The sequence below is a fragment of the Rhodothermales bacterium genome, assembly GCA_013002345.1.
In the GTDB taxonomy this organism is placed as follows: domain Bacteria; phylum Bacteroidota; class Rhodothermia; order Rhodothermales; family JABDKH01; genus JABDKH01.
In genome coordinates this window covers 1-8,468 of sequence record JABDKH010000373.1, presented here as the reverse complement: position 1 = coordinate 8,468, position 8,468 = coordinate 1, and the positions used below count along the sequence as shown (strand labels likewise).

Annotated in this window: 9 protein-coding genes; 5 read left to right on the top strand and 4 right to left on the bottom strand. The window is 58.0% G+C overall.

Annotated elements, in window-relative coordinates:
• The first annotated feature begins 292 nt into the window (after positions 1-292).
• Positions 293-2,341, top strand: a complete 2,049-nt coding sequence (locus tag HKN37_17555; protein ID NNE48462.1) for an ATP-dependent helicase — start codon at positions 293-295, stop codon at positions 2,339-2,341.
• Positions 2,341-2,814: a GNAT family N-acetyltransferase gene (locus HKN37_17550; protein ID NNE48461.1), complete on the top strand. Its 474-nt coding sequence runs from the start codon at positions 2,341-2,343 to the stop codon at positions 2,812-2,814. Before HKN37_17555 ends, HKN37_17550 begins: the two co-directional genes overlap by 1 nt.
• A 17-nt stretch (positions 2,815-2,831) precedes the next feature.
• Here HKN37_17550 and HKN37_17545 read toward each other — a convergent pair whose 3' ends face one another.
• Positions 2,832-2,990 (bottom strand): hypothetical protein, encoded by a 159-nt coding sequence (locus tag HKN37_17545; protein NNE48460.1) that lies wholly within the window; start codon positions 2,988-2,990, stop codon positions 2,832-2,834.
• 167 nt (positions 2,991-3,157) lie between these two features.
• Between HKN37_17545 and HKN37_17540 the strand changes: the two genes are divergently transcribed.
• The 3 genes from HKN37_17540 (at position 3,158) to rpiA (ending at position 6,426) form a co-directional block, all read left to right on the top strand.
• Entirely contained in the window at positions 3,158-4,393 is a 1,236-nt protein-coding gene (locus HKN37_17540) for an FtsX-like permease family protein (GenBank protein ID NNE48459.1), read from the top strand.
• 18 nt (positions 4,394-4,411) lie between these two features.
• Positions 4,412-5,641 (top strand): FtsX-like permease family protein, encoded by a 1,230-nt coding sequence (locus HKN37_17535; protein NNE48458.1) that lies wholly within the window; start codon positions 4,412-4,414, stop codon positions 5,639-5,641.
• 92 nt (positions 5,642-5,733) lie between these two features.
• Complete coding sequence (gene rpiA / locus HKN37_17530) at positions 5,734-6,426, top strand: ribose-5-phosphate isomerase RpiA (protein ID NNE48457.1); 693 nt, start codon at positions 5,734-5,736, stop codon at positions 6,424-6,426.
• Between the two features lie 75 nt (positions 6,427-6,501).
• Here the strand turns inward: rpiA and HKN37_17525 are convergent, their stop codons facing one another.
• The 3 genes from HKN37_17525 to HKN37_17515 form a co-directional block, all read right to left on the bottom strand.
• Positions 6,502-7,161, bottom strand: coding sequence for a TonB family protein (locus tag HKN37_17525; GenBank protein ID NNE48456.1), 660 nt, complete (start codon positions 7,159-7,161; stop codon positions 6,502-6,504).
• Positions 7,162-7,320: 159 nt separating this feature from the next.
• Positions 7,321-7,695, bottom strand: a complete 375-nt coding sequence (locus HKN37_17520; GenBank protein ID NNE48455.1) for a VanZ family protein — start codon at positions 7,693-7,695, stop codon at positions 7,321-7,323.
• The coding region (locus tag HKN37_17515; protein NNE48454.1) for an NAD(P)H-hydrate dehydratase at positions 7,692-8,468 on the bottom strand (777 nt) is incomplete at its 5' end. The genes HKN37_17515 and HKN37_17520, both read right to left, overlap by 4 nt.

Sequence of the window (8,468 nt, the reverse complement as noted above, 5' to 3'; positions counted from 1 at the left end):
GCGATTGTCTTAGCCATCAAAGACCATTTGCCGGTGGCAATGCCGGCTCGAGGCGGGGGAATCGGGATCGCGACTCATTCCCGATAGTCCCGGGTCGAACGCGACGTACGTGAGCGTAAGGGTACTGGGGGGACCTAAAAAGGTATGAAGAAAGTGTCTCGTAAGCCAACAACGGCCTAGGGAAACGTGGTTGTCGTATTGTTCGTAGACAGGGCTGTATAGCCGTTTTCAATCCGGTGCCGCAGCTGTCGCTGCGTTTGCCGGCACGCTCCGCATTTATGCAACTGACTGTATGCCGCGCCGGATAGTTCTAAGGCCGGAGGCCTCCCCGGAAGTCGCGTCACTCGCGATCGACTACGAAAGCGAGCTGAACGCGCAGCAGCTCGCCGCTGTTACGGCACCGGGCGGCCCTGTGCTCGTCATCGCCGGCGCCGGTACGGGCAAAACGCGGACCCTGATTTTTCGGGTTGCCTACCTCGTTGAGACGGGGGTGAAGCCCGAGCGTATCGCACTGCTTACGTTTACGCGCCGTGCGTCGCGCGAGATGCTGACGCGAGCCAGTGCTCTGCTGGACGGCAGATGCAGCCGGGTTCGCGGCGGAACGTTCCATTCGTATTGCCTCGGCATTCTTCGTCGCTACGCGCCAAAACTGGGGTACGCCAACAACTTCACGATCCTCGACGCGAGCGACTCTGCCGACGTAATCGATGCCGTCCGAACCGCTGCCGGGAAACACAAGAGCGACAAACGTTTCCCGAAGAAGCGTCGCCTGCAGTCCATGTTCTCCTCCGTGACCAATCGGGGAGTCTCGCTCGAGGACATCATTGTGGATCGCTTCCCGCAGTTCGTCGATTACGTACAGGAACTGGAGGACCTGTTTCGTGGCTACGTCGACTACAAGCATCGATACGGCCTTATGGACTACGACGATCTGCTCGCCAAGACCCTGCAGTTGTTCGATCAGGATGCTGAAGTTGCAGACAGGATTTCACGTGAGTGTTTGCATTTGCTCGTAGATGAGTATCAGGACACTAACCGGCTGCAGGCGGATCTCGTGACGCGTTTCGGAGCCGTACACGGCAACGTCATGGCTGTTGGCGACGACGCCCAGAGCATCTACAGATTTCGCGGAGCCGACCCCACCAATATCTTCGAGTTTCCGACGCGCTTCCCGGGGACGCGCCTCCTCAAACTCGAGCACAATTATCGCTCGACACAGCCGGTCCTCGATCTCGCTAATCACGTTCTTGAACACGCTCGAAAAAAGTACGAGAAGCACCTCTTCTCGGATGGAAAAACGGGCGATCTTCCCGCGATTGTTCCGGCAACAGATGATCAGGTAGAGAGCCGGTTCGTATCCCAGATGGTTCTTCAGTTGCGCGAGGACGGTGTCCCGCTCAACCGCATGGCCGTGCTGTTTCGGAGCGGGTTCAACTCGTACGGCCTCGAAATCGAATTGAACCGTACCAACATCCCGTTCGTGAAATATGGCGGACTCAAACTGAGCGAGGCCGCGCACATCAAAGATGTGATCTCATATCTCCGAATCCTGGAGAATCCGCATGACGCTGTGGCCTGGAACCGTGCCCTGCAATTGCTTGAAGGTATCGGTCCGAAGACGTCGCGCGACCTGATCGAGTGGATCACGTCGGCATCGGGAAGTCCGTACGAACTGGAGGAACGTCCCTATTCACCGCGGTACATCGACGAACTGAAGCGCCTGTTCTCGATGCTCAAGACGCACCAGAAGCCGGGGTCCGTCATTGCCGAGGTCGAGGACGTCGTGGCGTATTACGAGCCCATTCTCAAGCGGAAGTACTTCGACGACTATCCCAAGCGACAGCAGGATCTTGAGCATTTTGTGGCTCTGGCTGATCAGTTCACCTCTCGAGAACAATTCCTGTCGTCGCTGGCGTTGGACCCGATCGAACTAACGGCCATCGACGGCGAACCCACGCCGGACGATGAAAGCCCGCTCGTCCTGTCCACCATACACTCAGCGAAGGGCCTGGAATTTCACACGGTGATTGTGATTCAGGCGCTGGAGGGTGTGCTGCCGTCGACCCATTCCCTGAATGACGACGACGCGCTGGATGAAGAACTACGCCTGTTGTACGTCGCCATTACGAGGGCCGAGGAGAACCTGTTCATTACCTATCCGTCGATACGTTACCGACGCTACGAAGGTGAGTATTTTGCGCGACCGTCTCGATTTATATCCGACGTTCCGGAGTCGATTCTAGAACCATGTATCCTGGTTGAGGAATCGGGCCGCGAGCTGGCAAGTCCACAACCGGTAGATCCCGCCCGACTTGCCGACGGCCTTCCTTTTGGAGTCTGATGGAAAGCACGACCTATATCGCAGACAGCCTCGACAGCGGTGACTGGCATGTAGATGTCAGAATCGTTGGCCTGGATCATCTGTATTTGATTGAAGAGATGAACGCACTGATCTTTCGCGAAGATAGAGTCATCAACACGTTCGAACGCGAGGATCTGCTGATTCTCGTGGCATTCGTGGACGGTGTTCCGGCGGGTTTCAAGATCGGCTACAAGGAGGACCGGTTCACATTCTACAGCGCCAAGGGTGGCGTCCGCAGTGAGTATCGGAGACGTGGGGTCGCCAGGATTCTGCTCCAGCACATGTGCGAAACGGCTCGCTCGTGGGGCTATCGCCGTCTCGCTTACGACACGATCCCTAACCGTCACGCCGGCATGACCGTGATGGGCCTGGCCGAGGGTTTCCAGGTGACTCGCGCAGACTACAATCCCCTCTACCGCGACTACAGACTTAGATTCGAGAGAGATCTGTAGCCCGTAACACCGGTCGTCTAGAACAGCGCGTAGATGAACGGCGCGAGGGCCGAACCCTGCGTCAGTACGATCAGAAGGCTGAGCAGGAGAAGAATAATGACGATCGGGGCCAGCCAGAACTTCTTGCGAATGCGCAAGAAATCCCAGAACTCACGAAGGATTGAGATTTTACCCATGGTCGCCTTTTCGGTACAGTTTGTCTTCTGAGCAAGTTTGAGAACGTTTTAATTCTCCGGATCGGGAACGTCCCCGGCAGCATAACGATCCCGCAACCTGTCATCGCCTCCTGCGTACCTTGCATCCCTGACCGAGCCACATCTTACACCCGCGGCTGGAGACTGTTTTGATCACGCTTCTGGCAGAATTCTGGGAAAGCCTCCGCATCGCCCTTCGCGCCCTCCGAGTGCAGAAGATGCGTTCCGCGCTCACCACCCTCGGCATAGTCATTGGTGTGGTTTCCGTGACGCTGATGGCGACCGTGGTCAACGGCCTCGAAAAGCAATTCGAGGAGGATATGGCGACCCTGGGCGCCGATGTACTGTACGTCGAGAAGTGGCCGTGGGGTATGGTTCGCGACTGGTGGAACTACATCAACCGGCCGAACATCACGGCGGACCTCGCGGAGATTATTGCTGAGAAGTCCAGGTTCGCGGTTGCAGCGGTTCCCGTGGCAAGCACGATGCGTGGGTCGGCCTCGTACGGAAGTCAAACGCTGTCCGGGGTACAGACGCTTGGGGCAACATCTGACTATCCTTTCGTCCATCAATTTGGTCTGGAGTCGGGGCGCTTTTTTTCAGAGGTCGAAGGTCGAGCCGGAAGACGCGTGTGCGTGATCGGAGCCCGCGTTGCCGAAGAGATGTTTGTCATCGGTGATCCGATTGGTAAGCGATTGAGAATTGGCGGGACTGGATACGAGGTCGTCGGTGTGTTTGAGAAGAAAGGCGAGACGGCAGATCAAACCGGATCGGCCGACCTGCAGATTGTTATTCCGTTCGATGCGTTCAAGCGACAGTTCGGGATGGAGAGGCGCGATGTGTCGGTGCGCGTACGGATCGCCGACGGAGCCGACCTGGCGGATGCAAAGGCCGAGATTACGGGCGTCCTTCGCGTTGCGCGGCGGCTCGACGCGAAAGATCCGAATGATTTCGAGATCAACGAGCAGCAGTCACTTCGTGAGCAGCTGGCGCCCGTCAAGGCGACGATCTACGCCATCGGCATCGGACTCACGGCGTTGTCATTGCTTGTCGGCGGCATCGGCGTAATGAACATCATGTTCGTGAGTGTCAAAGAGCGTACTCGGGAGATCGGAATCAGAAAAGCTGTCGGCGCGCCGGCGCGGAGCATTCTTACTCAATTCCTCGTTGAGGCCGTGATCGTTTGCCTGATCGGCGGTGCACTTGGGGTGCTGCTCGCGTTGCCGCTTGGGTTCGGCATCAGGATGTTGCTGCCGTCGACTCTCGATTTTGCAATGGTAGGTCTCGCGTTCGGAATGTGCGTTGTAATTGGAATCATTTTTGGCCTGGCGCCGGCGTGGACCGCAGCCACGGAAGAACCCATCGAAGCACTTCGCTACGAGTAGCACCCGGTGTAGAGACGCATGGCATTTCTGGAAGCATTTCGCATGGCGATTGCCGCACTTCGCGGCCACAAGATGAGATCAAGTCTCACGCTTGCTGGAATGGTCGTGGGCGTGTTCGCAATCATCGTCTCGATCACGGCAGTCAAAGTGATCGACGTGTATTTCAAGGACCGGATCAATTTTCTGGGAGCGCAGACATTTACCATTACAAGATGGCCAAGCTTCCAGTTCGGGCAGCTTGACCAGAGCATCCGCAATCGCCCGCGGATTTCGTACGACCAGATCGAGCGACTCGAACGAACGTTGTCGCTACCGGCAACGGTAAGTCCAATCGAGGACTTCCAACTCTCTCGCGTCAAGTATCGCGACCTGAGCACCGAGCCCAATATCATCTTGCTGGGAACGGATGAGGATTTCCTTGGCAACTTCAGCTGGCGGCTTGAGCAGGGGCGCTTCATCACGGCGGAGGACGTTCAGTACGCACGCCCTGTGGCCGTGTTGGGCTCCGAGATTGTCGAGGAAGTGTTTCCGAACGAGACTGCCCTCGGCAAGACGATTCGGTTCGACGGCCACCGCTTCGAGGTAATCGGGGTGCTGGAGAGCAAAGGGAATTTCCTTGGCTTCAGTCTCGATAGCCGGCTGTACACCCCGATAACCCGCGGGTTCACGCTGTACGGAGCCGCCAATCGCAACATCGCGAGTACGAGTGTTCGTGCATCTAATCCGGTGCTGTATCCCGCTGTGGTGGAGGAGGTTACCGGCCGATTCCGAACCATTCGCAAGGTGCCTCCGGGCGAGCCGAACAGCTTCGAGATCTCGACGAACGATACGATGCAGTCGGTGTTTGCTGCATTTACGGGCACACTGACGACGGCCGGCGCCATCATCGGCCTCATTGCGCTGCTGGCGGCCGGAATAGGGATCATGAACATCATGCTGGTGTCCGTGACAGAGCGCACCCGCGAGATCGGCGTGCGCAAGTCCGTTGGCGCAAAGCGCAAAGATATCATGAGGCAGTTCTTGCTGGAGGCGTTCTTCCTGTGTCAGGTGGGCGGCGTCATCGGCATTGTGCTGGGTATTATCGTTGGGAACGGCACAGCCATTTACTTCGAAATCGAGGCGGCCTTCCCGTGGGGCTGGGCGATATCGGCCGTTGTGATGGTTACGATTATCTCTCTGGTCTTTGGCGGCTACCCGGCCTTCAAGGCGGCGCGTCTGGATCCGATCGAGTCGTTGCGTTACGAGTAGGGTCGGTTCCGATCACCGCCAATCGGAAGTGCCGGAGTTCATAGTTTGCTTCCCTTAAGATTTGCATCGGGGACCCGGTGCGTGCTACGAACATGAACCAGCAGTCGGACATAAAGCAAGCCATCGGCCGGCACGTGGCGGGAATGATCGAGGATGGCATGGTCATCGGAATCGGGACCGGATCGACGGCTGCCTGTGCCATCGAGGAAATCGGGCGGCGGATTCATCGCGACGGCATCGGTATTCGCGGCGTGCCGACGTCGTTTGCCTCAGAGCGTCTGTCGAGACGGTGGGAGATTCCGCTTACAACGCTTGACGAAAGTCCCGAACTGGATCTTGCGTTTGACGGGGCCGACGAGGTTGATCCGGAATTGAACTTGATCAAAGGCAGGGGCGCGGCTCACACTCGCGAGAAAGTTGTGGCCAGTGCGGCACGTCGGTTCGTCGTAATGGTCGACGCATCGAAGCGCGTCGACGTGCTCGGATCACGGATGCCCGTTCCCGTGGAGGTGCTACCGATGGCGGTGTCGCCGGTGATGCTCAGTCTCGAGAAGCTAGGCTCGACGGCTATCCTGCGGCAAGGCATCAACAAGGATGGTCCGGTTGTCACCGATCAGGGAATGTGGGTCGTGGATGCGCGCTTCGAGTCGATCGACGATCCTGCCACGCTGGAGAAGAAGCTCGATGCGATCCCCGGTGTGCTGGGGCACGGGCTGTTCGTGGGCCTGACGACAGATCTACTCGTCGGACATTCGCTTGAAAAGATTGAGCACGTGCGAGCCTAGGCCGCGGCGGGATCAGCAAAAGAAAAGGCCCGACTGATTAACAGCCGGGCCTTTTGAAATTCTGCCGTGCGTGGATTACTTCAGTTTGAACGTAATCGGGAGCGACATCTTCACCTTGACGGGCTTGCCACGCTGCTTGCCGGGCTTGAACTTGGCCTGGCTAACGGCGCGAATCGCCTCGTCGTCGCATCCGGCGCCAATCCCTCGGACCACGACGGGGTCAACGACGTTGCCCTGCTCGTTTACTACGAACTGAACGATAACGCGTCCTTCCACTCCTGCCTTCTTGGCAATCGGCGGATAGGAAATCATCTTCTGCACACTTTGCAGTCCTCCGATCAGTTCGGGCATCGTCTCCACGATGACGAAGATCTCGGGCTCTGGCTCCTCCTCATCGGCCGGAGGCGGAGGCGGAGGTGGCAGGTCCATCACTTCGTCGATATCCAGCGAAGCATCGAGATCCAGTTCATCATCTTCCAGGATTTCATCATCAGGAACCTCGACCGGAACCGGCGGACGCGGCGGTGGCGGTGGTTTCTGGATGATCTTGGTCTGCACGATCTCCTCCATCTGGACCACTTCCTGCTCCGGCATGACGATCTCGAACGATTCGTCATTTCGGAGGTCGATATTGAAGGCCAGAATCAGGAGCATCAGCGACGCGACGAGTCCAACTTGCACGAACATTGGATAACGTCGGCGGAGATTCGCTTTTTCGGTTTTTCTCAGAGCCATTGGACTAGCTGGCCGCGTTCGCGGATTGTTAGATTTGTGTTAAGGCGAGAGTGTTACCAGCGGACGAAAGGCCGTGTTCCACCACCCCCCATTGATACGAAAAACGACCGAATCGCACAAATATTGCGCACCGATTCCCAAGCATGACAATCCGGGCGGTCAAAGGTTGCCACGGTTTCCCGATTTACCTCTTTTTGCAGCCATGAAGGCCAGACTGCCGACGATGAGCCCGATCGTGTTTGCCAGGGCATCCATCATGTCGGGTGTTCTCTCCCACGGAAGAATACCCTGATACCATTCGGTCAGGAAGCCGAACGCCGTTCCGAAGCCGAGGACCAGGATCAATCGTCCCGGAAAGGATCTGCTGCCGGCTTGAAGCCAGAGCCATGCGAAAACGGCGAATAGCCCGAAATGGGCCACCTTGTCCACGAGCTTGATTTCGATCTTCGGCAGGTCCGTTCCTGGTATCGAACATGCGGCGACGATGAGCAACGTCCAGGCGATTGCCAGTCGCCACCTGTTGGCCTCACTCACGTGCTGAACTCCGCGAGTACTTGTGGGAGCAGATCAACGATGTCGCCGGCCATAAGGCTGTCGCGGAAGTACTGGTCGGAAAATCTCTCGACGGTTCGGCCGCCGACGAACAGCGCCGCCATCGCAGCATCGACAGGCCGTAGCCCCTGCGCGAGATAACCCGCGCACATTCCGGCAAGCACATCGCCGGTACCGGCGGAGGCCAGCGCCTGGTTTCCGGTTGGATTGATATGCACGCTTCCGTCGGCGCACCCGACAACACTTGGAGCTCCCTTAAGTATGATGGTCACGTTCCATTTCTTCGCAAATGCGCGCGCCGTGTCTACAGCATCTAACGGGCCGGACGTGTCGCCTGCGAGCCGTCGGAATTCTCCGAGGTGTGGAGTCAGCACCCAGTTCGGTCGGCCGTGCTTCAGGAGAAACGCTTCGTCCAGCGCGAACAGGGCATCGGCATCGACTACGGTTGGAAGATCGACGCTCTGGAGGAAGTTGCGAACGAACTCGCCCGTTCCCTTCAATCGTCCGAGTCCGCACCCGATGAGCGCTGCGGCGGCCTGAGCCTTTCTCGACTGGATAGCCTGCATGCTCTCTGCGGGCATCAGCCCGTCTGCCGAGACTGGAAGGGCCAGAGTCATCACCTCGGTTAGCCGGGCCGCCAGGGTTGACTGGACAGTCTGTGGACATGCGCACACAACCGCTCCGGCGCCTGTGCGTGCAGCGGCGGTCGAAGCGAGCGTGGGGGCCCCGGTCAGTCCCGGCGATCCTGCGATCGC

Coding starts and splice junctions, on each gene's coding strand:
- HKN37_17555 (NNE48462.1), top strand. CDS start 293: ATGCCGCGCCGGATAGTTCTAAGGCCGGAGGCCTCCCCGGAAGTCGCG.
- HKN37_17550 (NNE48461.1), top strand. CDS start 2,341: ATGGAAAGCACGACCTATATCGCAGACAGCCTCGACAGCGGTGACTGG.
- HKN37_17545 (NNE48460.1), bottom strand. CDS start 2,990: ATGGGTAAAATCTCAATCCTTCGTGAGTTCTGGGATTTCTTGCGCATT.
- HKN37_17535 (NNE48458.1), top strand. CDS start 4,412: ATGGCATTTCTGGAAGCATTTCGCATGGCGATTGCCGCACTTCGCGGC.
- rpiA (NNE48457.1), top strand. CDS start 5,734: ATGAACCAGCAGTCGGACATAAAGCAAGCCATCGGCCGGCACGTGGCG.
- HKN37_17525 (NNE48456.1), bottom strand. CDS start 7,161: ATGGCTCTGAGAAAAACCGAAAAAGCGAATCTCCGCCGACGTTATCCA.